Genomic DNA, 21,418 nt, shown 5'->3' on the forward strand with positions numbered 1-21,418 from the left:
CGGGCGCGGCCTCGCGCATCGTTTCGCCTTTGCTTTGCCAAATCGTAATCGCTCCATGACAACCAAGCTCTCTCCGGCCAGCACGACTGGCCCTGCCGCGCCGCCGGCCACGGGAAACAGTACCGGCACCTTCTTCGCCGGCATCGTCGGAACCGCCGCCTTCGCCCACTTCCTGAACGACATGATCCAGGCCATGCTGCCTGCGATTTATCCGATGCTGAAAAGCCGGTTCTCGCTCAGCTTCGGCGAGATCGGCATGATCGCGCTGATGTACCAGATCACGGCCTCCCTGCTGCAGCCCTGGGTCGGCCTCTACACCGACAAGCACCCGAAACCTTACCTGCTGCCTTGCGGGATGATGGTGACCCTGGCCGGCATCGCGCTGCTGGCGTTCGCGAACAGCTTTCCCATGCTGCTGCTGGCGTCGGCCGTCATCGGCGTCGGTTCGGCCACCTTCCACCCGGAAGCCTCGCGCGTGGCGCGCATGGCCTCGGGCGGGCGCTTCGGCACGGCGCAGTCGGCCTTCCAGGTCGGCGGCAATTCCGGCTCGGCGATCGGACCGCTGCTGGCGGCGGCCATCGTGATCCCGCACGGCCAGCCCGCGATCGCCTGGTTCATGGTCGCGGCCCTGGTGGCCATCGCCGTGCTGCTGCGCCTGACCGGCTGGACGCTGACCCACGGGCAGGCCCAGCTGAAGGGCCTGGCGCGCAACCAGAAGGAGGGGCTGGGCCGCGCCGACGTGATTCGCGCGGTCGTGGTCATCTGCGTATTGATGTTCGCGAAATTCGTCTACATCGCCTCGTTCACCAACTACTTCACCTTCTACCTGATCCAGCGCTTCGCCCTGAGCGTCGAGCAGAGCCAGCTCTTCCTGTTCATCTTCCTGGCCTCGGTGGCGCTCGGCACCTTCGCGGGCGGCCCGGTGGGCGACCGGATCGGGCGCAAGGCCGTGATCTGGATTTCCTTCCTCGGCGTCGCGCCCTTCGCCCTGGCCCTGCCGTATGCCAACCTGTTCTGGACGGCGGTGCTCGCCAGCATCGTCGGCCTGGTGATGTCCTCGGCCTTCTCGGCGCTGGTGGTCTATGCCCAGGAAGCCGTGCCAGGGCGGGTCGGCCTGGTGTCCGGCCTGATGTTCGGACTGATGTTCGGCATCGGCGGCATCGGCGCCGCCGGCCTGGGAGAGCTGGCGGACCACTATGGCATCGTCTGGGTCTATGGCCTGGTGTCCTTCCTGCCCCTGCTTGGACTGGCGACCGCGCTGCTGCCGAATATGCGCAAATAAGCGCAAACAAGAGAAAAAGCCGCGGGCTCAGCCGGCGAGCGCGGGCCCCGGGCGCAGCGGGCAATCCGCTCCCAGGTCGTCCAGCTTGCGCGCCAGCGTGGCGCGCAGTTCGGCCAGCCCGGCAATGCGCGCGTCGATGTCGTCCAGCTTGCGTTCCAGCGCCGCGCGCAGCTCGTTCGCGGCGTTCGCGGGCTCCTGCAGCAGCGGCATGCCCGCTTCGATCTCGGCCAGGGTGAAGCCGAGCGCCTGCGCGCTGCGCAGGTAGCACAGCCATTCGACGGCCTCGACCGGGTAGTCACGGTAGCCGTTGGCGCGCCGCCGCGCCGCCAGCAGGCCGCGCTCCTCGTAGAAGCGCAGGGTGTCGCGGCTCAGTCCGGTGGCTGCGGCCAGTTCTCCAATGCGCATGCTGTCTCCATGAAAAGTGCTTGACCATTGGAGTGTACTCCAGGGTTGACGATGTGGCTTTCATTCCGTCACCTCAGGAGCCAGCCATGCCTTCCATCCCACTGCCGACCTATCTGCGCATCGTGCGCGCCAGCGCCTTGTACGACATCGCGATCACGGCGCCCCTCGCCACGCCCTGGACCCTGGCCTGCGTGCACGGCCTGGCGTCGAGCCTGAACGTGCAGCTCGGCGGCGCGCCGCTGCCGGCGTTCGAGGCCTTCCACATGTTCATCGGCGGCCTGCTGGGCAGCATCGTGGTCCTGTGGTCGCTGCTGCGGCTGCGCCACGCCGACCGCCGCCTCGGCCGCTACGACGGAGTGGGGCGTTTCCTGTTCTCGGGCTGGATGGCCTGGACCCTGGCGGCGGCCGACGCGCCTGTGCTGTGGCTGCTCATGCTGCCGGAGTTCGCCTGGGGCGTGGCGCAGTGGTGACCGGTCGTGGCGCAAGCGAACGATGCGGCGCAGCCTGCGCGCGGACGCTTCCTGCAGGCCTGAGCAGGGCACAGGAAGACAAAAAGCCGCTCCCGGAAAGCGGGAGCGGCTTTTTTGCGCTGCCATATCCGGCAGCGACGTACGGCGTTTATTTGGCTGCGCGGCGGCGCGCGTAGGCGGCGCCCAGCATCGCGATGCCGAACAGGGCCACGCTGGTCGGCTCGGGGACCGGAGTGCCGTTCACCTGCAGTTTGGCGGCGCTCAGTTCAAAGCTGTATGGGAACAGCAGGTTGTTTTCCGCGAAGCGCAGGTAGAGTTTGCCGTCGGCTTCGATCTTCGAGAAAACGTCGCTGTGGGTGGTGGCACTAATATTGAAGGTCTGGCTGGTCATGCCCTTGCTGTTTGCCATGTCCATCCGGTTGCTACTTACGTGGAACAGGCTGTCGCCGATGAGCACTTCCCAGTTCTCATAATTTTTAAAACCGAAAGGCAGCCTGGTGACGTCGGCGGTGTCCTTGAAAGCGAGCGTGAGGGCCAGGCTGTCGATGCTCTTGTATTTCAGGCTGCTGAAGTCAAAGACGTCGACGAAGGGGCTGCACAGGCCCTCACGCACGGTGATCGAATTCCCGTTCAGCTTGTCGCAGGACAGGAAGGTACCGGTGCTGGCCTCGTCCATGTGCTTGCCATACTCCTTTTCGATACTGCCGAGATTGATGACGCCGGCGTTGGCGGATGCGGCGCAGGCCAGCAGCAGGGCGGGAAGGGCTTGTTTCAGGATCGTTTTCATGGTCTCTCCAGGTGGTTAATTTTAGTTGCGATTAACTCTTAAGCAACTATCGTGCCAAAAGGAAATAGATGTGCAAAAACAATAACTTGGATTTTTGCGCAGCCAACTCGGGAGGGGGAGTGTAAAAAATTCCGACACTTGTCTCGTGGCCGGGCCAGGGAAGGCAGGCCGTCCGCAGCCACGTGGCCGTGCGCGTCAAGCCGGGGCCGGCCGCTGCCAGATGCGTTCGCCGTTGCGCAGGACCTCGCGCACGCGATGGAAGGGAATCATGCGCGGCTCGCCGTCGCGCCCGACCACGTCGAAGGAAAAATGCTGGCCGCGCTCCAGGATCACGCGCTCGAAGGACACCCGCACGACCCGCTGCAGCACGCGGTCGTGGTAGCCGATGACGAAGTGGGCGTTGCCGAAGTCGAGGTCCCAGAGGATGCGGTGCAGGATGTCCTGGATGGGCGTCATGGGTCCAGGTGCGCTAACTGGGCAGGCGGGCGTCGTTGCACAGCATGGCCTGCAGCTTGTCCTGGGGCAGCGCCGGGCTGAAGTAATAGCCCTGCATCTGGTCGCAGTCGTGCTGGCGCAGGAAGGACAGTTGTTCGAGGGTTTCCACGCCTTCGGCGATGACCTTGAGTTTGAGGCTGTGGCCCAGGGCGATGATCGCGCGGGTGATCACGGCGTGGCCGTCGTGCACGCCGCCGCCGAGGAAGGAGCGGTCGATCTTGATGACGTCGACCGGGAATTTCTGCAGGTGGCTCAGGCTCGAGTAACCGGTGCCGAAGTCGTCGATCGACAGGCGCACGCCCAGCGCCTTCAGGTCGGCCAGGGCTTCGGTCGCCTCGAGCGGGCGGTCCATCAACTGGCTTTCCGTCACTTCCAGCTCCAGCATGTGCGGAGCGACTCCGTGGCGACGCAGCACTTCGCCCAGGTGGCGCGCGAACTGGCGCTGGCGCAGCTGGCGCGCGGACAGGTTGATCGAGATGACGAAGTCCTCGATGCCCAGCGCGCTCAGAGTCTTCAGGGTGCCGCAGGCCTGGGCGAGCACCCATTCGCCCAGTGGCACGATGAGGCCGGTTTCCTCGGCCACGGGAATGAACTGCTCGGGCGAGATCAGGCCCTGCTCCGGATGGCGCCAGCGCACCAGGGCCTCGGCGCCGATTACCTTGCCGCTGCGTAGGTCGACTTTCGGCTGGTAATCGAGGGTCAGTTCGTTGTTGCGGATCGCCCGGCTGAGGCTGGCTTCGAGCAGCAGGTGCTGGTGCACGATCTGGTTCAGCTCGGGGGAATAGAACTGGCAGTTGTTCTTGCCGAGGCTCTTGGCGTGGTACATGGCGGCGTCGGCCGCGCGCATGATGCGGTCGACGTTGTCGCCGTCGAGCGGGAACAGGCTCACGCCGATGCTGGTGCCGGGAATGATCTCCTTGCCGGCGGCCAGGATGGGCGCGGCGACGTTGCGCCGCACGCGTTCGACCAGGTCGGCCACGTGGGCGGCGCTCGGCTGGTCCTTGATGACCAGGACGAACTCGTCGCCGCCGACGCGCGCGACGGTGTCGTCCTCGCGCACGCTGTCGCGCAGGCGGTTGGCGATCTCGCGCAGCACGGCGTCGCCGGCCTCGTGGCCGAAGTGGTCGTTGATGTACTTGAAGTTGTCGAGGTCGAGGAAGGCCAGGGCGCCCAGCACCCCGTCGTGCACCGCGTGCTCGATCGCCCGCTTCAGTTCGTCCTGCAGCAGGGTGCGGTTGGCCAGGCCCGTGAGCGGGTCGTGGTGGGCCAGGTGGTGCAGGCGCCGTTCGTAGTGGCGCGCCTCGGTGATGTCGCTGATGACGGCCACGAAGTGCGTGACTTCGCCGTCGAGATTGATCACGGGATCGATGCGCAGGTCGTTCCAGAAGATTTCGCCGTTCTTGCGCCGGTTGCGCAGCACCACGCGCACGCTGGTCTGGTTCACCAGCGCCTCGTGGATGCGCTGGTGTTCCTGCATGTCGCAGCCTTCGATGCGCATGAAGCGCGGGTCGCGGCCCTTGATCTCGGCCAGGGTATAGCCGGTCATCTGTTCGAAGGCGGGATTGACGTATTCGATCTGGTTCTGGCCGTCCGTCCAGCAGGTGATGATGATGGCGTTGACGCTGGAATAGATTGCCCGCTCGCGCACCCGCAGCCCCTGTTCGCTTTGCTTGCGCGCCGAGATGTCGAGCCCGGTGCCGAAGACGCAGGGCAGGCTGCCCAGGCTGGTGCGGGCGCAGTGGAACAGGAAGCTGGTGCGCTTGCCGTGCTTGCCGACCAGCTCGGCCTCGTGCGAGGAACTGCCGCGGTCGAAGGCGTCGAGGATCTTCTGGACGATGGCCGGTCTTTCCTTCTCGTCGAAGAAGAACTTGACGTTACTTTTCGGAAGTTCTTCGCTCGACATCTCGAGCGCTTCTTCCAGCTGGTGGTTCCACAGCAGCAGGTGGCCGCTGTGGTCGATCACGTAGAACACGCAAGGCAGGCCTTCGATGATGTCGGCCACCGGCAGGTCCTGGATCAAGGAATAGCGCGAGGGGCCATGGCCGTTGCGGGGAATGACGATCACGCTGAAGGTGCCGGGCTGGTCCGTGTCGAAGGATTGCGGCGCGATCGTGACCCGGACCGGCAGGCGGCTGCCGTTGGCGCAGACCAGCCGGCCACCCGCATCGCTGTCGGCGCGCGCCGCGACCGAGGGCCGCACCTCCCTGGGCTCGTCGAATTCGATGAGCCGGTCGAGCGCCTGGTGGCGAATGTCGGCGGCCGTGTAGCCGGCCAGCTTTTCGCAGGCCTTGTTCCAGCTGGTGATGTTGCCGTCGGCGTCGACGACGAAGACGGCAAGCGGCAAAGGTGACAGGTTCAACGTGTCCTCCGGGACCGTTGGTGTAGACGTTCGGGCACAAACGCGTAATGACAGGATTCATGATAGCGCAGCCACCGGTCGAGTGCGAGACCTTGTTTCAGCGGTGCGCGGGGGTGCGGACTCGGCGGGACTACCGGAAATTATTGATTCCTGATCAAGAATCCTGCGGTGATTCTTGACTGTCACGCAATAATGCTGGGCGCCCTCAGGGCGCCGGAGAGGCCGGGAGGGCAGCAGGCGGCGCCGGCGGCGGCACCCGCTCGGCCGCGGCGCGTGGAATCCTGCGCCCGGCCTCGATGCCCTCGTTGAACAGGTTGACGATCGGCGTGCCCAGGTAGGGCAGGGCCACCGACACCGTCAGCAGGCCGACGCCCAGCGTGACCGGGAAACCGATGCCGAAGATGTTCAGTTGGGGCGCGGCGCGCGTCAGGATGCCGAGCGCGACGTTGACGATCAGGAGCGCGGCCAGGATGGGCATCGACAGTTGCAGGCCGGCCGAGAAGATGCGCGCGCCCCAGCGCACCAGTTCCAGCGGCGCGGTGAGCGACAGCGGCGTGGCCGAGATCGGCAGGCTGACGAAACTTTCCGACAGCGCCGCCAGCAGCACCAGGTGGGCATTCACGGCCAGGAAGGCCATGGTCGCGACCATCGACATGAACTGGCTGATCGCCGCCGAGCGGCCCTGGGTGGCCGGGTCGAAGAAGGAGGCGAAGCTCAAGCCCATGGTGGCGCTGGCCAGTTCGCCGGCGTACTCGACCGCCGCGAACACGATGCGCATGGCAAAGCCCATGGCCAGGCCGACCAGCAGTTCCTGCACCAGGATCAGGAGGCCCGCCCAGGAGGTGGGGTCCATGGCCGGGAGGGCCGGGACGGTGGGCGCGATGATGGAAGCGAGCAGCACGCCGAGCACCACCTTCACCGAGGTGGGGACGCTGGCGTGGCCGAACAGGGGCGCGGCCGCGATCAGCCCGAGGATGCGCGTGAGCGGCCACAGGAGGCCGGCGATCCAGGTGTTGATTTCCGCCGCGGTGAGGGTCAGCATCTACAGAAGAAAGACAGGCCGCTCAGCCGACCATGTTGGGAATGCCGGTGAAGACCTGGCGCATGTAGTCGAGCATGACGGACAGCATCCAGGGCCCGGCCACCACCAGGGCGATGAAGACGGCGACCAGTTTCGGGATGAAGGACAGGGTCGCTTCGTTGATCTGGGTCGCGGCCTGGAAGATGCTGACCACGAGGCCGACGATCAGCGCCACCAGCAAGAGCGGCGCCGACACCAGCAGGGTGATCTCCATGGCCGTGCGGCCCATCGTCATGACGGATTCGGGCGTCATCGCTTTCCCTCTAATTGAAGCTCTGGGACAGCGAGCCCAGCAGCAGTTGCCAGCCGTCGACCAGCACGAACAGCATCATCTTGAACGGCAGCGAAATCACCGCCGGCGACATCATCATCATACCCATCGACATCAGCACCGAGGCCACCACCATGTCGATGATGAGGAAGGGGATGAAGATCGCGAAGCCGATCTGGAAGGCGGTCTTGAGTTCGCTGGTGACGAAGGCCGGGATCAGGACGCGCAGCGGCACGTCTTCCGGGCCCTGCAGGGCCGGCGTGCGCGAGATCTTGGCGAACATGGCGAGATCGGACTGGCGCGTCTGCTTGAGCATGAAATCCTTCAGGGGCGCGGCGCCGCGGTTCATCGCTTCCGTCATCTGGATGCGGTTTTCCTGCAGCGGCAGGTAGGCCTCGGTGTAGATCTTGTCGAAGGTTGGCCCCATCACGAACAGGGTCAAAAACAGCGCCAGCCCCACCATCACCTGGTTCGGCGGCGCGGTCTGGGTGCCGATCGCCTGGCGCAGCAGCGACAGGACGATGATGATGCGGGTGAAGCTGGTCATCATCAGGAGCGCGGCCGGCAGGAAGGTGAACGCCGTCATCAGGAGCAGCGTCTGCACCGGCAGCGAGTACTGGGTGCCGCCGCCCGGCGCGGCGCTGGTGGTGAAGGCGGGGATGCCCGGCTGGGCCAGTGCGGCCAGCGGCAATGCTGCCAGCGCCGCCAGGCCGGCGGCCAGCAGGAGTTTCTTATTTCGCATTACGTTTGTCGATCGTCTGTTTGAGCCAGTCGGAAAAACTCGCCGCCGACGGCGCGTGGCCAGCCAGTGCGGCCGTGGATTGTACGCCTGCCTCCTGTTTCGGCATGGTCGCCAGCGCGTTGATGCGCCCCGGGGAGGCGCCCACCACGATCCACTGGTCGCCCACTTCGACCACCATGATGCGTTCGCGCCCGCCGATGTTGAGCGAGCCGACCATGCGCAGGTTGCCGCCGCCGGCGATTTTCGGACCGTAGCGCTTGGCCAGCCAGGCCAGCGCGGCCAGCACCAGCACCAGGGCGAAGATGGTCTGCAGCAGGGTGCCGGTCGAGGGGCCGGGCGCCGGCTGGGGAATCGTCATGGGATGGGCCGGGGTGCCGGGAATCGCGGCCGGGGCGCCGGGCACGACCCGGGCCGGCGGCCCGTCGGCGGACGTCTGGGCGGCTGGACCGTGCGCCGTGGTCGGCACTTCGCCGACGGTGGTGGCGCGCTCCTGTGGGGCGGCGGCAGCGGGCGCATCGGCTTGCGGCTGTGTTGCGGCGTTCTGTTGCGGGCGCGTCCCGGGTGCGGAGGGGGCCTGCTGTTGCGCCGGTGCTTGCGCCGGCGCGGCCTGGGGCGCGCTGGCGGGCACTGCCTGGGGCGCGGCTGCGGATACGGGGGAAGCCGGCGCGGCCGGCTGCACCGCGCAGGCCACCAGCGGGGTCAGGCAAGCCACCGACAGCAAGGCACTCGCCCCGCGCCTGCGCAAGAAGAGGGAAGGCAGCCGGCCAGTCCTTGCGGCATGGGCGGCTGCCCCCGATTCGTCTGCAGGAAGGCGGGCGGGGGCGAGGCGGGGCATCATTTATTCAATTTTCTGATCCGTTCCGAAGGCGTGATGATATCAGTGAGCCGGATACCGAACTTGTCGTTCACGACCACGACTTCGCCCTGGGCGATCAGGCAACCGTTGACCAGCACATCCATCGGCTCGCCGGCCAGGCCGTCGAGCTCGACGACCGAGCCCTGGGCCAGCTGCAGCAGGTTCTTGATCGCAATTTTCGTGCGGCCCAGTTCCACCGTGAGCTGGACCGGGATGTCGAGAATGAAGTCGATGTCGTTCGGCGTGTCCGGGCGTGGATTCCTGGTGCCGAAGTCCTGGAACACGGCGGCGCTGGCCTGCTGCTGTTGCTGTTGTTTCTGCAGGGCCGCTGCTTCCGCAGCCGCCTGCTCGGCAATCGCGGCGCCCCAATCGTCGTCGAGGCTCTGGTCGTCCTGGGTGTCAGACATGGTGTTTCTCCTGAATTACTTGAAGCTGTCGCTATTGGCCAGCAGTTTTTCGACCTTCAGCGCGTACTGGCCGTTCGAGACGCCGTAGGAGCATTCCATCACCGGCACGCCGTCGACGGTGGCCTGGATGGTTTCGGGAACACTGATGGGAATCACGTCGCCGACTTTCATGTTGAGGATCTCGTCGAAGTTCGCCCTGCCGTGGCCGAGTTCGGCCACCAGCTCGACTTCGGCGACCTGGATCTGCTGGGTCATCAGGCGAATCCAGCGCTTGTCCACTTCCAGCGCCTCGCCCTGGATGCTCGAGGTCAGCGCGTCGCGGATCGGCTCGATCATCGAGTAGGGCATGCAGAAGTGGATCTGGCCCGACACCGGACCGAGCTCGATCGTGAAGGTGGACGATACCACGACTTCATTCGGGGTCGCGATGTTCGCGAACTGGGTGTTCATCTCCGAGCGGATGTACTCGAACTCGATCGGATACACCGGTTCCCACGACTTGGTATAGGCCTCGAACACGATGTCGAGGATGCGCAGGATGATGCGCTGCTCGGTCTGGGTGAAGTCGCGTCCTTCCACGCGGGTGTGGAAACGGCCGTCGCCGCCGAACAGGTTGTCCACCAACAGGAACACCAGGCCCGGATCGAAGACCATCAGCGCGGTGCCGCGCAGGGGCTTCAGGTGAATGAGGTTCAGGTTGGTCGGGACCACCAGGTTGCGGATGAATTCGCTGTACTTCGAGACCCGCACCGAGCCCACCGAGACCTCGGCGCTGCGGCGCAGGAAGTTGAACAGGCCGATGCGCAACAAACGCGCGAAGCGCTCGTTGATGATCTCGAGCGTCGGCATGCGGCCGCGCACGATCCGCTCCTGGGTCGCCAGGTTGTAGGTGCGGACTCCCGAGGTGTCTTCAGGCGCGGAAACGTCGTCCTGATCGCCGTTGACCCCCTTGAGGAGGGCATCGACTTCTTCCTGTGAGAGGAAATTATCGGCCATGATGCGTCTTTACTGGATGATGAACGAGGTGAACAGCACGTCGGACACTTCCTGCTCGTCGCCGCTCTCTTCGAAAGGCGCCTGGACGACGGCCTTGATCTCGGCGGCCAGCTGCTGCTTGCCTGCAATGGTGCTGATTTCCGATGCTTTTTTGCCCGACAGCAGGAGCAGCACGCGGCTGCGCACCTTGACCATGTTGTCCTTGATCAGGACCGCCTGTTCAGGGCCATCGACCTGCAGGGTGAACTGGACCTGCAGGTACTGGTCGCCTTCTCCTTCCGGCTGCAGATTGACGACGAATTGCTCCACCGGGACGTACTCGGTCTTGACCGACTCCTTCTTCTCTTTTTTCTTTTTCTTCGGCGCTTCCTCATGCGTCTCGGCATCAGCGCTGCCATGCAGGAAGAACCAGCCGGCACCGGCGCCGCCGCCGAGCAGCAGCACACCCGCGATCGCGATGATCATGAGCTTCTTCTTCGACCTGGCCGCCGGCGCCGCTGCGTCTGCCGCGGGGGCAGGCTTCATTTTCGGATTCGCTTTCAAAATACCTCGGTGCCAAATGGGTTGCGTAATTATGTCATTATCGAGAAAAAGTGCGCAGCGGCAAGCTTTGAAAAGAGGGGAGAAGCTGGGTTAGCTCGGGGTTTGTGGGTGCGGGTGTGGTTTTTCGTAGGGTGGACACCTGTGTCCACGCGGTATAGGACGGTTGATCAGCCGGCACTGCTCAACCGGTGAGACAGCGTGGGCACAGGTGCCCACCCTACAAGGTCGAAAAGCTATGGATTATGCGAAGGTATCCACCGCCCCCGCGCCGCCGAGGATGCCGGTGCGCTGGCGCGGCGCGCTGTCCGCCACGGCGCTGTCGCCGCCGGCGCCGTTGCCACCGCTACCCGGACGGCCCGAGCCCGGCTGGCCCTGCTGCTGCCCGCCGTCGCTGCCCGCGTTCACGGTCGCGTTACCGAGGGCGATGCCGCTCTCGTTCATCATCTCGCGCAGGCGGGGCAGGGAATTTTCCAGGGCCTGGCGCACTTCGAGCTGCTGGGCCGAGAAGGTCACGCTGGCCATCTCGTTCGAGACGTTCAGCACGACCTGCACCGGGCCGAGGTCGGGCGGGTTCAGTTCCAGCGTGGCGCTCTGTTCTTCGCCGCCGACCATCCAGATCACTTTCTGGCCGACCTGGTTGTCCCAGGCGGGCGTACCCACGCGCGCGCTCAGGCGGTCCGTCGGCACCGCGCCGGCGGCTTGCGCCGTCTGCAGGGCATTGGTCTGGGCCACCAGGTTGGTCAGCGCTTCCGGTGCAGCCGCCGTTTCCTTCAGCGCGGCGGCCTGCGCCACGCTGTCCTGCAGCCGGTCCCCGAACTGGCCCTGGCCGGATTCGAGCTGCGGCTTGCCCGGCTGCTCGCCCGCCCGGGCCAGGTCGAGCGCGCGCAGGTCGACGCCGGAGGCGGCCTTGTCCTGGGACTGGCCGGTCACGGCCGACAGGGCGGCGTCGCCCTCGAGCCTGGCGGCGTGCTTGCCGTCCTCAAGGCCGAGCTTGCCCTTGAGCGCCGCCTGCAGGGCGCCGCCCGCGGCGGTTTCTTCGGCCACGGCTGGCGCCGCCTGCGCCGGCTGGTTGTAGCTGGCCAGCATGGCCAGCATGTCGGCCACCGTATCGGCTGCCTTGGCGTCCGCCGAAGCGCTGGCGTCTTCACCATCCTTGTTCTCGGCGGCGCCCGCCTTGCTCTCGCTCGCCCCCTGGGCAGCGTCGGCCTGGCCGGTCTGGGCGGTATCCTTGGCCGGCTCCTTCGCGCCCTCGCGCGCCGGCGCTTTCGCTTCGTTGGCGGCGGGTTTGGCCGGCGCCTGCGGTTTCACCGTGGCCTGCGGCTGGGCGGCCGGCTGCGCCTGGCGCTGTTCGAGCTGGCGCTGCGCCATCTGGCGCGTCAGCGTGGCGCCGAAGTCGGCGCCGCCGGTTTCCAGCACCGCGTTGCCGCGCATGTTCTGCGCCTGGCCGCTCGGGCCGTTCGGTCCATTCGCGCCGCTCACCTGGAAGGGGAGGGAAGTCGTTTGCATCGTCATCATGTGTTCAGCGTTGGTGGCGGACGGTGCGCGCGGCGTGGTCGTCCATCATTTTCTGGTCGCGCTTGTTCTCGATTCTCAAGGCCTCGGCCGCCGCCCGCTCGTTCAGCGTGCGGTAGGACAGGCGCTTGCGCTCGCTTTCCTGCCAGGCCTTCTTTTCCTGCTCGCTGCGGTAGTTCGCATGCTTGAGCACTTCGCGCTGGCCGTTGATCGCGTTGTCGAGCTTGTCGATGAAGGCAACGAAATTACGGTAGGCGAAGGGCGTGATGCCCGCCATCTGGGCCTGGTCGAGCTTGTTCGCGTAGTCGTCGCGGTAGCCCAGCAGCATCTGCAATTTTGCTTCGGCTTCCTCGACCGTCTTCAAGGCCGCGCCCAGGCGCCTGGCGGCGGCGTCGGAATCGCGCTGGGCCAGCTCGATCAGGGTGTCAAGGGCGGAGGTATTTGCCATAGGGAATCACTCAGTGAAGCTCAAGTATAGCGAGGCAAACGCGCGGTCAATCAGCCGAACAGAGCGCTTAATTGCCCCAAACTCTGGCCCATGTTGGTGTTCTCGTGGATTTCCTGGCACAGGAATTCCTCGATCTTCCCGTTCAGCGCGATCGCCTGGTCGAGCACCGGATCGCTGCCGGGCGCATAGGCGCCCACGCTGATCAGGTCGCGCGAGCGCTGGTAGCGCGAGTACAACTGCTTCAGCTTGCGTGCCGACTGCTGGTGCTGGTGCGAGGTGATGCCGTGCATGGCCCGGCTGATCGACTGTTCGATGTCGATCGCGGGGTAGTGGCCGGCCTCGGCCAGGTGGCGGTTCAGCACGATGTGGCCGTCGAGGATACCGCGCGCGGCATCCGCAATCGGGTCCTGCTGGTCGTCGCCCTCGGACAGTACGGTGTAGAAGGCCGTGATCGAGCCGCCGCCCTCCAGGCCGTTGCCGGCGCGTTCCACCAGCACCGGCAGCTTGGCGAACACCGACGGCGGATAGCCTTTCGTTGCCGGAGGTTCACCAATCGCTAATGCAATTTCACGTTGTGCCATTGCATAGCGGGTCAGCGAATCCATGATCAGCAGGACATTCTTGCCCTGGTCGCGGAAGTGCTCGGCGATCGCGGTGGCGTAGGCCGCGCCCTGCAGGCGCATCAGCGGCGGGCTGTCGGCGGGCGCGGCGACCACCGCCGAGCGGGCCAGGCCGTCTTCCCCCAGGATCTGCTCGATGAATTCCTTCACCTCGCGGCCCCGCTCGCCGATCAGGCCGACCACGATCACGTCGGCCGTGGTGTAGCGCGCGATCATGCCGAGCAAGACCGATTTACCGACGCCGGTGCCGGCGAACAGGCCCAGGCGCTGGCCGCGGCCCACCGTCAGCATGGCGTTGATGGCGCGCACGCCCACGTCCAGGGTTTCCTTGATCGGCGCGCGGTCGAGGGGATTCACGGGGCGCGCATTGATCGGCGCGACGTCGCTGGTAGCGAGCGCGCCTTTGCCGTCGAGCGGACGGCCGGCGCCGTCGACCACGCGGCCCAGCAGGCCCATGCCAACCGGCAGGTGGCGCGCGCGGTCGCTCGGGCGGCGGCGCGGATGGTTCACCGTGCCCGGACGCGGCACCGGCGTCTCCACCGGGAAGACGCGCGAACCCGGCACCACGCCCTCGACGTCGCTCTGCGGCATCAGGAACAGGCGTTCGCCCTCGAAGCCGACCACTTCGGCCTCGATCTTCGCGCCGTTCGGCAGCGGGATGGTACAGGCACTGCCCACGGCCAGGCGCAGGCCCACGCATTCCATGACCAGGCCGGCGACGCGCGTGACGCGTCCCGACACCTGCATCGGCTCGACAAAGCCGAGCAGGGAATCGCAGTCGGCGAGATAGGATTTCCAGCGCGCGGTGTGGCGATCAAGAGGGCGGTCCGCGCCCTGGCTGGCGGCCGGGTTCAAGCGAGCCACTCCACGTTCTTGCCCAGCGCATGGGTCAGGCGGTGCCAGCGGGCGGCGGCCCCCGCATCGATCTGGTTGCTGGCGGTATCGACCTTGCAGCCGCCGCGCGCGACCTGCGGATCGGCGACGATGCGCCAGCCGCCCTTGTCGAGCTCGTCCGTCAGGCCGGCGCGCACGATGTCGACGTCTTCCGGATTGAGCGCGAGCACGGCGGGCTGCTGCAGCACCGGCAGGTAGTCGATCGCTTCGCGCACGATGCCGATGATCAGTTCGGGACGCACCTCGAAGGCCGTGCGCACCATGGCGCGCCCCAGGTGCAGGGCGAGATCGAGCACGTCGGCGGCGATGGTCTCGTCGGCCTGCTCAAGCGCCCGGCTGAAGGAGGCGGCGACGGCGCGCAGGCTCTGGAGTTCAGCGGCGGCCTCGACACGGCCGGCCTCGAAGGCTTCGGCGTGGCCGGCGGCGCGGCCTTCCTCACGGCCTTCGGCATAGCCCTCGGCGCGCGCCTGTTCGCGGATCGCGTCGAGTTCCGCGGCCGTGGGCAGCTGCACAGCCGGGGGCGGCGGGGCAGCCTGCTCGGCAGCGAACTGCTGCACCCGGGCTGCGGCAGCGTTGGCCGCGGCAGCTCGGGCGCGGTTTTCCTCTTCCTCTTTTTCCTTGATGCGGGCGGCGAGAGTGCTCGGCCGCTCGTCGCCGAAGGAGGTCATTTCCCAGCGCTTGAAGGCGCCCTGCAAGTTATTGTTCATCACCGGATCTTAAACGAAGGAGTCGTCGCCCTTGCCGCCGAGGACGATCTGGCCCTCGTCGGCCAGGCGGCGCACGATCTGCAGGATCTGCTTCTGCTGGGCTTCCACTTCCGACAGGCGCACCGGGCCCTTCGATTCCAGGTCTTCGCGCATCATTTCGCTGGCGCGCTGGCTCATGTTGCGGAAGATTTTCTCGCGCAGGTCCTGCGAAGCGCCCTTCATGGCGATGATCAGCATTTCCGACTGCACTTCGCGCAGCAGCAGCTGGATGCCGCGGTCGTCGATGTCGATGATGTTGTCGAACACGAACATCTCGTCCATGATCTTTTGCGCCATGTCGTTGTCGTAGTTCTTGATGTTTTCCATCACGGCGCTTTCCTGGTCGCCGTTCATGAAGTTCAGGATCTCGGCCGCGGTGCGCACGCCGCCCAGCGAGGACTTCTTGATGTGTTCGTTACCCGAGAGCAGCTTGGTCAGCACGTCGTTCAGTTCACGCAGTGCGGCCGGCTGCACACCGTCGAGCGTGGCGATGCGCAGCACCACGTCGTTGCGCAGGCGCTCGGTGAAATGGCTCAGGATCTCGCAGGCCTGGTCGCGCTCGAGGTGGACCAGGATGGTGGCGATGATCTGCGGGTGCTCGTTGCGGATCAGTTCCGACACCGACTGCGCGTCCATCCACTTCAGGCTCTCGATGCCCGAGGCGTCCTTGCCGCCCAGGATGCGGTTGAGCAGCACGGCCGCCTTGTCGTCGCCCAGCGCCTTGGTCAGCACTTCGCGGATGTATTCGTCCGAGTCGAGGCCGACCGTCGAGTGGGCGTCGGCCTCGTCGCGGAAGGACTCGAGCACGTTGACCACCTGCTCGTGCTGCACCGACTTCATGGCCGCCATCGCGGCGCCGAGTTTCAGCACTTCGCGCGGGCCGAGGAACCTCATCACCTCGGCCGCTTCTTCCTCGCCCAGGGCCAGCATCAGGATTGCCGCCTTGGTGATACCGTCTTTGTCCTTGTCGCTCATTCCGAACCCACCCATGCCTTGATCACGTTTGCCACGATGCGCGGATCGTCACGCGCCATTTCCTTTGCCAGCGCCAGGTTGGCGCGGTAACTGCGCTCCCGCGGTGCTTCTTCCTCTTCCTCGCCGATCGGCTGGCCGTCTTCGCCCAGCTTGACCACGGCGTCGGGGTCTTCTTCCTCTTCGTCCTTCTTTTCCTCTTCCGGCATCGCCGTCGCCTCGTCGAACTTGTGCATCACCGGGCGCAGCAGCGGGCGCAGGATGCGGAAGTAGAGGAAGGCGATGATGGCGGCGATCAGCAGGTACTTGCCCACTTCCATCGCCAGCGGCAGGTTGGACGGGTCCCTGTACCAGTCCGGGCCGGCTTCGTCGGGCCTGTCGACGCCGTCGAAGGGGGCGTTCGCCACATTCATCGTGTCGCCGCGCGCCTGCGAATAACCCATCGCCTGCTTGACCAGCTCGTTGATCTGGGCCACTTCGGCGGCCGACAGGGGCTTGACCGTCACCTTGCCGGTATTCGGATCGACCGAGCGGCGGTAGTTCACCACCACGCCCACCGTCAGGCGCTTGATGCCGCCCATCGGACGCTGCTCGTAGCGGATGGTCTTGTCGACTTCATAATTCGTGGTCGCATCCTTGCGGGTCGGGCCAGCTGCCGGCGCGGCGCCAGCCGGGCCTGGAGCGCCTCCTTCAACCGGGGCGGTGGCCACGCCCGGCGGCTGGTTCGACAGCGCGCCCGGGATGCCGTTGGCGTTGCCAGTCGCCGGGCCGGTCTGCTCCGAGGTCTGCTGGCTGCGGATCGCCTGCGGTTCCGGCGGCGAATTCGGCTTGTACATCTCGGCGGCGGTGTCGACCTGGGCGAAATCGATCTCGGCGGTCGCCTCGGCGCGCACATTGCCCTTGCCGACGATCGGGGTGATCAGGGACTCGACCTGCTTGATGATGTTCTGCTGCACCGTCTCGACGTACTTCAACTGGGTGGCGTCGAGCTGCTTGTTCAGTCCGTTCTGCTTCGACTGCTCGGACAGCAAATTGCCGTTCTGGTCGACCACGGTGACGTTACCGACCGTCAGTTCCGGGATGCTCGAGGCCACCAGGTGCACGATGGCGCTGACCTGGCCCGGATCGAGGGCGCGGCCGGACTGCAGGTTCAGCAGGACCGAGGCGGTGGGCTTTTGCTGGTCGCGCACGAAGACCGAGGGTTTCGGCAGCGCCAGGTGCACGCGCGCCGCGGCCACCGAGCCGAGCGACTGGATCGAGCGCGCCAGCTCGCCTTCGAGCGAGCGCTGGTAATTGACCTGCTCCAGGAACTGCGACACGCCCAGCTTCTGGTTTTCCATCAGCTCGAAGCCGACGTTGCCGCCTTTCGGCAGGCCTTGCGAGGCCAGTTTCAGGCGCAGGTCCGGCACCTGTTCGGCCGGCACCAGGATGGCGCTGCCGCCTTCGGAAAACTTGTACTTGACGCCCATCTGGTCGAGCGCCGCGGTGATCGCGCCGCCGTCCTTGTCGCTGTAGTTGGCGTACAGGACGCGGTACTCGGGAGCCTGGTTCCACAGCCAGATCGCCACGATCAGCGCCAGTGCCGCCGCCACGCCTGCGCCGATGAGCACTTTCTTGCCCATCTCGGTCTTCAGGAACGGTTGCGGCTGTTCTGGGGTGTCGATCAGGTTGTCGGCGGTCGCGGCCATGTTGGTTGTCCAGGGGGAAAAGAGGGATCAGGCAGGATTATGAAGCTGTAGGGCAACTTTCAAACCCCGGAATAGGGGGCGGTTTCCCCTCTTGCTCAACGCAAATTATTGCTGTCGCGCTGGTAATCTGACAGCCTGACATCGCCCGGCTGCGTTTTTCGCACAGGCACGCAACGGATAACAGGAGAACCCATGAGCATAGGCGGAATCGGCGGCATCGACAGCAGCCGCATCGAGGCGATGATGGCCCAGCTGAAGGCGGCCGCCACGAAACCTGCCGCGCCGAATTTGGCGCCGGGCGCAATGGGCGGCATCGGCAGCCTGGGCAAGCTCGGCGACCTGGGCAAGGCGGCCGACGCCGGCGCCAGCGAGGGCGCCTCGAAGGTCAGCTTTTCGGATGCGCTGAAGAATTCGCTCCAGCAGGTGAGCAATTCGCAGAAGCACGCGGAAGAACTGGGTCAGCGCTTCGCCATGGGCGACGACAGCGTCAGCCTGTCGGACACCATGATCGCGATGCAGAAGTCGAGCATTGCTTTCCAGGCAAGCGTGCAAGTCAGGAACAAGCTGGTGTCGGCCTATCACGAAATCATGAATATGCAGGTGTGATTGGTTCCAGCCGGATGAAAAACGGGCCGTGTCTCTCGTCGGGAGCACGGCCCGTTTCCTTTTCCATGTGGCGAGCGGGGCCGCAGGATGGGTGCGGAGTGCCTGTTGCTTAGCCCAGTCCCGCCAGGCGCGCGTTGCGCTCGCGCTCCAGCCTGGTGATATAGCGCTGCACCGCCGCCATATCGGCGCGCGGGATGTCGGCAAACATGCAGCCGATGCGCCGACTGGTCTTGTTATTGAGCATGGTCACATCAATGACATTGCGCACCTGTAGCGAGGCCATCACGGTAGCGACCTCGGGCAATTCGATGTGGCAGCCGGTAAAGGTGTGGCCGATCGTCGTGTTCAGCATCATCTTGCTATCGAACAGGGCGAGGCCTCCGCAGCTGATGTCGACCAGCGGGAAGCCAGTGTTGCCGCCCCCCACCTCGACTGGTAGCGGAATGAAGACCTGCACCGGGTTCGTCACGGGTGTCTGCATGCGGTAGAACTCGCGCCGCTGCAGGCGAATCAGGGAATCCGGAATGTCCGCGGCCAGCGCCGCCATGCCTTCGAACGCACGTTCACGCAGACCGCTGGCGCGGAACAGGATGCGGATCTTGTCGAGGTAGGTTTCGCACATCACCTGGCCGGCTCGCAGGATGCGTTCGTTCTGCTCCCGGTCGATCGAGCGGTCGAGGATGAACAGGCCGCTGTCCGGGGCGACTTCCAGCACCGAGGTAACGCAGACGTCCGCCTCGCCCTTGATCTTCATCCGGATCAGTTGTTTTTTGTCGCCAATCTGGCGCAGCAGCGCGACGATTTCCCTGCGCGACTGGACTTCGTAATCGCGCCAGTTTTCCGGTGCTGCGTCATGGATTGCTTGCATCTTGTTCCGCCGCTAGTACAGGTGAGTCAATGAGGAGCGCAGTGTCGGGCGGGGCGGGACGAGGCTGGCCGTGCTGTTGCGCTGACTCAATATGATAAAGCCATGCCAACAGTTCCGCAATTGCGCGGTACAGGGCAGGCGGGATCTGGCCGTCGAGGTCGATGTCCATCAGGAGCGACACCAGCTCCTTCGATTCGTGGACGAATACGCCGGCTTCGCGCGCGCGTTCGATGATGTGCTCGGCCACCAGGCCCTGCCCCTTGGCGACCACGGTTGGCGCGCTGGAACCGGCCGCGTAGGCGAGGGCGACCGCGCGCTGCCGCTGTTGCGGCGTCTTGCTGCCCGACTCTCCGCTCACTTGCTCTCCTGGCCGTGGAAGCGCAGCGCGGCCAGTTCGCTACCGGCCGCGGCCAGCGACTCTTCCAGGCGCGGTGCGCCGTCGCGCAGGCAAGCCAGCACGTCCGGCGCGGCCTGCAGGTCGATCTGGAGTACCCTGCCGCGCAAGCTGAGGCTGGCTTCGACCTCGCCTAGCGCGGCAAAACGCAGGCGCAATCCACTGCGCCAGGTCGGCTCGGACTCCGACCCGCCCCCCGTCGGACGCTTTCCCTCGCGCGCGATCCTGCACTCGACGGGCTGGCCGGGCGCCAGCTGGCCTTGCCATATGAACTGGGCCTGCTCGTGACTGGCCAGCTGCAGGTTGATCATGCGTGCTGCGGCCGGGTCGGTGGCCGGGGTGCCGGGCGCATTGCGCGCCTGCGGCTCCTGCATCAGGTCGTCCAGGGGACGCTTTCCTTCGGCCCATTCGGCGACATGCGATTCGTAGAACAGGCCGCTTTTCGCAATGGCCTGCTCGAGCCTGCCGGCGAGCTGAGCTGGATCGGGCATACCGTGGGGCAGCAGCGGTGCCGTGCCCTGGAGCGGGGTGAGCTTGCTGGCGGGCGGACCAGTTGCCTCGTCGCCGCTGGCGCCGGACAGCACCTGGGCCAGCAGGCGTGCAGCCGGGCTCAGTTCGGCTGCGTCATGCCGTGCGCCGGTGTGGCCAGCGGAATGGGCGGCGGCGGCCGCCAGTGCGCCGGCTTGTGCGCCGGACGGCGCCGGACTGGCGTGCAGCGTGGCCTCGTCAAGCTGGAAGCTGGGCTGGGGCGAGGCGGCCAGTACTTTCATCGTGAGCTGGGCGCCCGGCTGGGTGCCCGGCGGCAGCTGCATGCGCGCCAAGGTGTCGGCAACCCGCACCAGGAAGCTGCCGTCGCCCTGGCGCGCAAGTACCGAGACCGGGACCTGGGTGCCCAGCATGGTTGCCAGCGTGCGTTGCAAGGTGTCGAGGCGTGGGTCGCCCGTGCGCTCGAGCGGCAGCGTCGGTCGTACCGGCTGCGTGGCGCTGACGCCGGGACTGGAAAGGCGCTCGACCATCGGTCAATCAGACGCTGCCGTAAGCCCTGGCGAGGCGACGCTGGGTACCCGAGTTGCTGATCAACGCGGACAGCTGGGCCATCCAGGGCATGGTCAGGTCGCGGATGCGGCGGTCATCTGCCAGGATGCGGCGGATGCAGTCGATCTTCGCCTGGCGTCCCTGGGGGGGCAGCTGGGCCGCCGCTTCCCCGCGCTTGAGCGTGTCCACGCGCGCGCTGCACCGTTGCTCGAGGACGAACAGCTGGTCCCAGTCGCCGGCTTCGGCGGCGGCCAGCATCTGGCCGGTCAGTTCGGCGACAGCGGCGTATTCGGACAACACTTCCTGGCCGGTCATCATCACGCGCCTGCCCTGGCAGGGGAGGTTGCGGAAGCGCCCGCTTGTTCGCCGATCTCGACCCAGGCGTCGCGCAAGTCCGTCAGCAGGGTCTGCACTTCCGCGAGCATCTCGGCCTTGTTCTGCAAGTTGGCAGTGATCAGGCGTTCGCTCATGTAGATGTAGAGCGCGTCGAGATTGTCGGCGATTTCACCGCCGGCCTTTTTGTCGAGGCTGACGCGCAGGCCATTGTCGATGATGTCCAGGGCCTTTGAAATGGCGTTGCCTTTCTCGGCAATGCGGCCCATGGCCATGTGGCCGGCCGCGCTCCTGATCGCGCTCAGCGCACCGTCGTACAGCATGACGATCAGCTTGTGGGGCGAGGCGGCAATGACCGAGGTTTCCAGGCCTACTTTTGCGTACGCGTTCACGCCACGCTGCATCGATCCAAACATCAGAACCTCCAAATACTTCAGTAATGTGCGGAGCGCGCAGGGGCGTTCCGTGTGTTCGCGCCGGAGCTGGTCGAGGCGGCATCGAGGCCGGCCTGCCATTCTTCAGCGAGGGTAGTTTACTGGTTTAACGGCAGCTTCTAACGGGACTTGAGAGGCGGAAATGCCCGCCTTCTTGGCCCTTTACCGGGCGGA

Annotated in this window: 25 protein-coding genes; 3 read left to right on the plus strand and 22 right to left on the minus strand. The window is 65.9% G+C overall.

Features of this window, described 5'->3' with window-relative positions; translation table 11 throughout:
* Positions 1–55: 55 nt before the first annotated feature.
* Positions 56–1,282, plus strand: a complete 1,227-nt coding sequence (locus tag ACSUZJ_RS06470; protein ID WP_499414398.1) for an MFS transporter — start codon at positions 56–58, stop codon at positions 1,280–1,282.
* A gap of 27 nt (positions 1,283–1,309) precedes the next feature.
* Here ACSUZJ_RS06470 and ACSUZJ_RS06475 read toward each other — a convergent pair whose 3' ends face one another.
* A complete protein-coding gene (locus ACSUZJ_RS06475) occupies positions 1,310–1,687 on the minus strand; it encodes a MerR family transcriptional regulator (RefSeq protein WP_499414400.1) in 378 nt (125 codons plus the stop codon).
* 86 nt (positions 1,688–1,773) lie between these two features.
* Here ACSUZJ_RS06475 and ACSUZJ_RS06480 point away from each other — a divergent pair, with 86 nt between their 5' ends.
* Positions 1,774–2,157, plus strand: coding sequence for a hypothetical protein (locus ACSUZJ_RS06480; protein WP_499414402.1), 384 nt, complete (start codon positions 1,774–1,776; stop codon positions 2,155–2,157).
* Between the two features lie 148 nt (positions 2,158–2,305).
* On the opposite strand, the gene ACSUZJ_RS06485 is transcribed toward ACSUZJ_RS06480, so the two are convergent.
* The 16 genes from ACSUZJ_RS06485 to fliF all read right to left on the minus strand — a co-directional run bounded on the left by ACSUZJ_RS06485 (position 2,306) and on the right by fliF (position 17,574).
* A complete protein-coding gene (locus ACSUZJ_RS06485) occupies positions 2,306–2,944 on the minus strand; it encodes a PEP-CTERM sorting domain-containing protein (RefSeq protein WP_499414404.1) in 639 nt (212 codons plus the stop codon).
* A gap of 195 nt (positions 2,945–3,139) precedes the next feature.
* Positions 3,140–3,400: a DUF504 domain-containing protein gene (locus tag ACSUZJ_RS06490; protein ID WP_499414406.1), complete on the minus strand. Its 261-nt coding sequence runs from the start codon at positions 3,398–3,400 to the stop codon at positions 3,140–3,142.
* A gap of 13 nt (positions 3,401–3,413) precedes the next feature.
* A complete protein-coding gene (locus ACSUZJ_RS06495) occupies positions 3,414–5,798 on the minus strand; it encodes a sensor domain-containing protein (protein WP_499414408.1) in 2,385 nt (794 codons plus the stop codon).
* Positions 5,799–6,003: 205 nt separating this feature from the next.
* Positions 6,004–6,840: a flagellar biosynthetic protein FliR gene (gene fliR, locus ACSUZJ_RS06500; protein ID WP_499414410.1), complete on the minus strand. Its 837-nt coding sequence runs from the start codon at positions 6,838–6,840 to the stop codon at positions 6,004–6,006.
* A gap of 22 nt (positions 6,841–6,862) precedes the next feature.
* Entirely contained in the window at positions 6,863–7,132 is a 270-nt protein-coding gene (gene fliQ / locus ACSUZJ_RS06505) for a flagellar biosynthesis protein FliQ (RefSeq protein ID WP_499414412.1), read from the minus strand.
* Positions 7,133–7,142: 10 nt separating this feature from the next.
* On the minus strand, positions 7,143–7,892 hold the full coding sequence (fliP, locus tag ACSUZJ_RS06510) for a flagellar type III secretion system pore protein FliP (protein WP_499414414.1): 750 nt from the start codon (positions 7,890–7,892) through the stop codon (positions 7,143–7,145).
* Positions 7,882–8,604 carry a flagellar biosynthetic protein FliO gene (gene fliO, locus ACSUZJ_RS06515; RefSeq protein ID WP_499416467.1) on the minus strand — a complete coding sequence of 241 codons (723 nt, stop codon included), beginning with the start codon at positions 8,602–8,604 and terminating at the stop codon, positions 7,882–7,884. Before fliO ends, fliP begins: the two co-directional genes overlap by 11 nt.
* 122 nt (positions 8,605–8,726) lie before the next feature.
* Positions 8,727–9,155: a flagellar motor switch protein FliN gene (gene fliN / locus ACSUZJ_RS06520; protein WP_499414416.1), complete on the minus strand. Its 429-nt coding sequence runs from the start codon at positions 9,153–9,155 to the stop codon at positions 8,727–8,729.
* Positions 9,156–9,170: 15 nt separating this feature from the next.
* Positions 9,171–10,151: a flagellar motor switch protein FliM gene (gene fliM / locus ACSUZJ_RS06525; protein WP_499414418.1), complete on the minus strand. Its 981-nt coding sequence runs from the start codon at positions 10,149–10,151 to the stop codon at positions 9,171–9,173.
* Between the two features lie 9 nt (positions 10,152–10,160).
* The gene (gene fliL / locus ACSUZJ_RS06530) at positions 10,161–10,676 is read right to left on the minus strand and encodes a flagellar basal body-associated protein FliL (protein WP_499414420.1); all 516 of its coding nucleotides are present in this window, start codon (positions 10,674–10,676) and stop codon (positions 10,161–10,163) included.
* A 258-nt stretch (positions 10,677–10,934) separates the two neighbouring features.
* Entirely contained in the window at positions 10,935–12,209 is a 1,275-nt protein-coding gene (locus ACSUZJ_RS06535) for a flagellar hook-length control protein FliK (RefSeq protein ID WP_499414422.1), read from the minus strand.
* Positions 12,210–12,213: 4 nt separating this feature from the next.
* The gene (fliJ, locus tag ACSUZJ_RS06540; protein ID WP_499414424.1) at positions 12,214–12,654 is read right to left on the minus strand and encodes a flagellar export protein FliJ; all 441 of its coding nucleotides are present in this window, start codon (positions 12,652–12,654) and stop codon (positions 12,214–12,216) included.
* Between the two features lie 50 nt (positions 12,655–12,704).
* Positions 12,705–14,129: a flagellar protein export ATPase FliI gene (gene fliI / locus ACSUZJ_RS06545; RefSeq protein ID WP_499416469.1), complete on the minus strand. Its 1,425-nt coding sequence runs from the start codon at positions 14,127–14,129 to the stop codon at positions 12,705–12,707.
* Positions 14,126–14,875: a flagellar assembly protein FliH gene (locus ACSUZJ_RS06550; RefSeq protein ID WP_499414426.1), complete on the minus strand. Its 750-nt coding sequence runs from the start codon at positions 14,873–14,875 to the stop codon at positions 14,126–14,128. The genes fliI and ACSUZJ_RS06550 overlap by 4 nt, the downstream gene beginning before the upstream one ends.
* Before the next feature lie 9 nt (positions 14,876–14,884).
* Complete coding sequence (fliG, locus tag ACSUZJ_RS06555) at positions 14,885–15,889, minus strand: flagellar motor switch protein FliG (RefSeq protein ID WP_499414428.1); 1,005 nt, start codon at positions 15,887–15,889, stop codon at positions 14,885–14,887.
* Entirely contained in the window at positions 15,886–17,574 is a 1,689-nt protein-coding gene (fliF, locus tag ACSUZJ_RS06560) for a flagellar basal-body MS-ring/collar protein FliF (protein ID WP_499414430.1), read from the minus strand. Before fliF ends, fliG begins: the two co-directional genes overlap by 4 nt.
* 192 nt (positions 17,575–17,766) lie before the next feature.
* Here fliF and fliE point away from each other — a divergent pair, with 192 nt between their 5' ends.
* A complete protein-coding gene (fliE, locus tag ACSUZJ_RS06565; RefSeq protein ID WP_499414432.1) occupies positions 17,767–18,180 on the plus strand; it encodes a flagellar hook-basal body complex protein FliE in 414 nt (137 codons plus the stop codon).
* 109 nt (positions 18,181–18,289) lie between these two features.
* On the opposite strand, the gene ACSUZJ_RS06570 is transcribed toward fliE, so the two are convergent.
* The 5 genes from ACSUZJ_RS06570 to fliS are packed head-to-tail and all read right to left on the minus strand — an operon-like array spanning position 18,290 to position 21,226.
* Positions 18,290–19,048 carry a flagellar brake protein gene (locus ACSUZJ_RS06570; protein WP_499414434.1) on the minus strand — a complete coding sequence of 253 codons (759 nt, stop codon included), beginning with the start codon at positions 19,046–19,048 and terminating at the stop codon, positions 18,290–18,292.
* Positions 19,032–19,406: an EscU/YscU/HrcU family type III secretion system export apparatus switch protein gene (locus ACSUZJ_RS06575; protein ID WP_499414436.1), complete on the minus strand. Its 375-nt coding sequence runs from the start codon at positions 19,404–19,406 to the stop codon at positions 19,032–19,034. Before ACSUZJ_RS06575 ends, ACSUZJ_RS06570 begins: the two co-directional genes overlap by 17 nt.
* Entirely contained in the window at positions 19,403–20,458 is a 1,056-nt protein-coding gene (fliK, locus tag ACSUZJ_RS06580) for a flagellar hook-length control protein FliK (protein ID WP_499414437.1), read from the minus strand. The genes ACSUZJ_RS06575 and fliK overlap by 4 nt, the downstream gene beginning before the upstream one ends.
* A 7-nt stretch (positions 20,459–20,465) precedes the next feature.
* Positions 20,466–20,795: a flagellar protein FliT gene (locus ACSUZJ_RS06585; protein WP_499414439.1), complete on the minus strand. Its 330-nt coding sequence runs from the start codon at positions 20,793–20,795 to the stop codon at positions 20,466–20,468.
* Complete coding sequence (gene fliS / locus ACSUZJ_RS06590; protein ID WP_499414441.1) at positions 20,795–21,226, minus strand: flagellar export chaperone FliS; 432 nt, start codon at positions 21,224–21,226, stop codon at positions 20,795–20,797. The genes ACSUZJ_RS06585 and fliS overlap by 1 nt, the downstream gene beginning before the upstream one ends.
* Positions 21,227–21,418: the final 192 nt, after the last annotated feature.

Source organism: Telluria sp. B2 (assembly GCF_051789535.1).
Taxonomy (GTDB): Bacteria; Pseudomonadota; Gammaproteobacteria; order Burkholderiales; family Burkholderiaceae_D; genus Telluria.

Excerpts from the sequence above, each read along its gene's own strand:
- ACSUZJ_RS06470 (WP_499414398.1), top strand. The coding sequence starts at position 56 with ATGACAACCAAGCTCTCTCCGGCCAGCACGACTGGCCCTGCCGCGCCG.
- ACSUZJ_RS06475 (WP_499414400.1), bottom strand. The coding sequence starts at position 1,687 with ATGCGCATTGGAGAACTGGCCGCAGCCACCGGACTGAGCCGCGACACC.
- ACSUZJ_RS06480 (WP_499414402.1), top strand. The coding sequence starts at position 1,774 with ATGCCTTCCATCCCACTGCCGACCTATCTGCGCATCGTGCGCGCCAGC.
- ACSUZJ_RS06485 (WP_499414404.1), bottom strand. The coding sequence starts at position 2,944 with ATGAAAACGATCCTGAAACAAGCCCTTCCCGCCCTGCTGCTGGCCTGC.
- ACSUZJ_RS06490 (WP_499414406.1), bottom strand. The coding sequence starts at position 3,400 with ATGACGCCCATCCAGGACATCCTGCACCGCATCCTCTGGGACCTCGAC.
- fliR (WP_499414410.1), bottom strand. The coding sequence starts at position 6,840 with ATGCTGACCCTCACCGCGGCGGAAATCAACACCTGGATCGCCGGCCTC.
- fliQ (WP_499414412.1), bottom strand. The coding sequence starts at position 7,132 with ATGACGCCCGAATCCGTCATGACGATGGGCCGCACGGCCATGGAGATC.
- fliP (WP_499414414.1), bottom strand. The coding sequence starts at position 7,892 with ATGCGAAATAAGAAACTCCTGCTGGCCGCCGGCCTGGCGGCGCTGGCA.
- fliN (WP_499414416.1), bottom strand. The coding sequence starts at position 9,155 with ATGTCTGACACCCAGGACGACCAGAGCCTCGACGACGATTGGGGCGCC.
- fliM (WP_499414418.1), bottom strand. The coding sequence starts at position 10,151 with ATGGCCGATAATTTCCTCTCACAGGAAGAAGTCGATGCCCTCCTCAAG.
- fliL (WP_499414420.1), bottom strand. The coding sequence starts at position 10,676 with ATGAAGCCTGCCCCCGCGGCAGACGCAGCGGCGCCGGCGGCCAGGTCG.
- ACSUZJ_RS06535 (WP_499414422.1), bottom strand. The coding sequence starts at position 12,209 with ATGATGACGATGCAAACGACTTCCCTCCCCTTCCAGGTGAGCGGCGCG.
- fliJ (WP_499414424.1), bottom strand. The coding sequence starts at position 12,654 with ATGGCAAATACCTCCGCCCTTGACACCCTGATCGAGCTGGCCCAGCGC.
- ACSUZJ_RS06550 (WP_499414426.1), bottom strand. The coding sequence starts at position 14,875 with ATGAACAATAACTTGCAGGGCGCCTTCAAGCGCTGGGAAATGACCTCC.
- fliG (WP_499414428.1), bottom strand. The coding sequence starts at position 15,889 with ATGAGCGACAAGGACAAAGACGGTATCACCAAGGCGGCAATCCTGATG.
- fliF (WP_499414430.1), bottom strand. The coding sequence starts at position 17,574 with ATGGCCGCGACCGCCGACAACCTGATCGACACCCCAGAACAGCCGCAA.
- fliE (WP_499414432.1), top strand. The coding sequence starts at position 17,767 with ATGAGCATAGGCGGAATCGGCGGCATCGACAGCAGCCGCATCGAGGCG.
- ACSUZJ_RS06570 (WP_499414434.1), bottom strand. The coding sequence starts at position 19,048 with ATGCAAGCAATCCATGACGCAGCACCGGAAAACTGGCGCGATTACGAA.
- fliK (WP_499414437.1), bottom strand. The coding sequence starts at position 20,458 with ATGGTCGAGCGCCTTTCCAGTCCCGGCGTCAGCGCCACGCAGCCGGTA.
- ACSUZJ_RS06585 (WP_499414439.1), bottom strand. The coding sequence starts at position 20,795 with ATGATGACCGGCCAGGAAGTGTTGTCCGAATACGCCGCTGTCGCCGAA.
- fliS (WP_499414441.1), bottom strand. The coding sequence starts at position 21,226 with ATGTTTGGATCGATGCAGCGTGGCGTGAACGCGTACGCAAAAGTAGGC.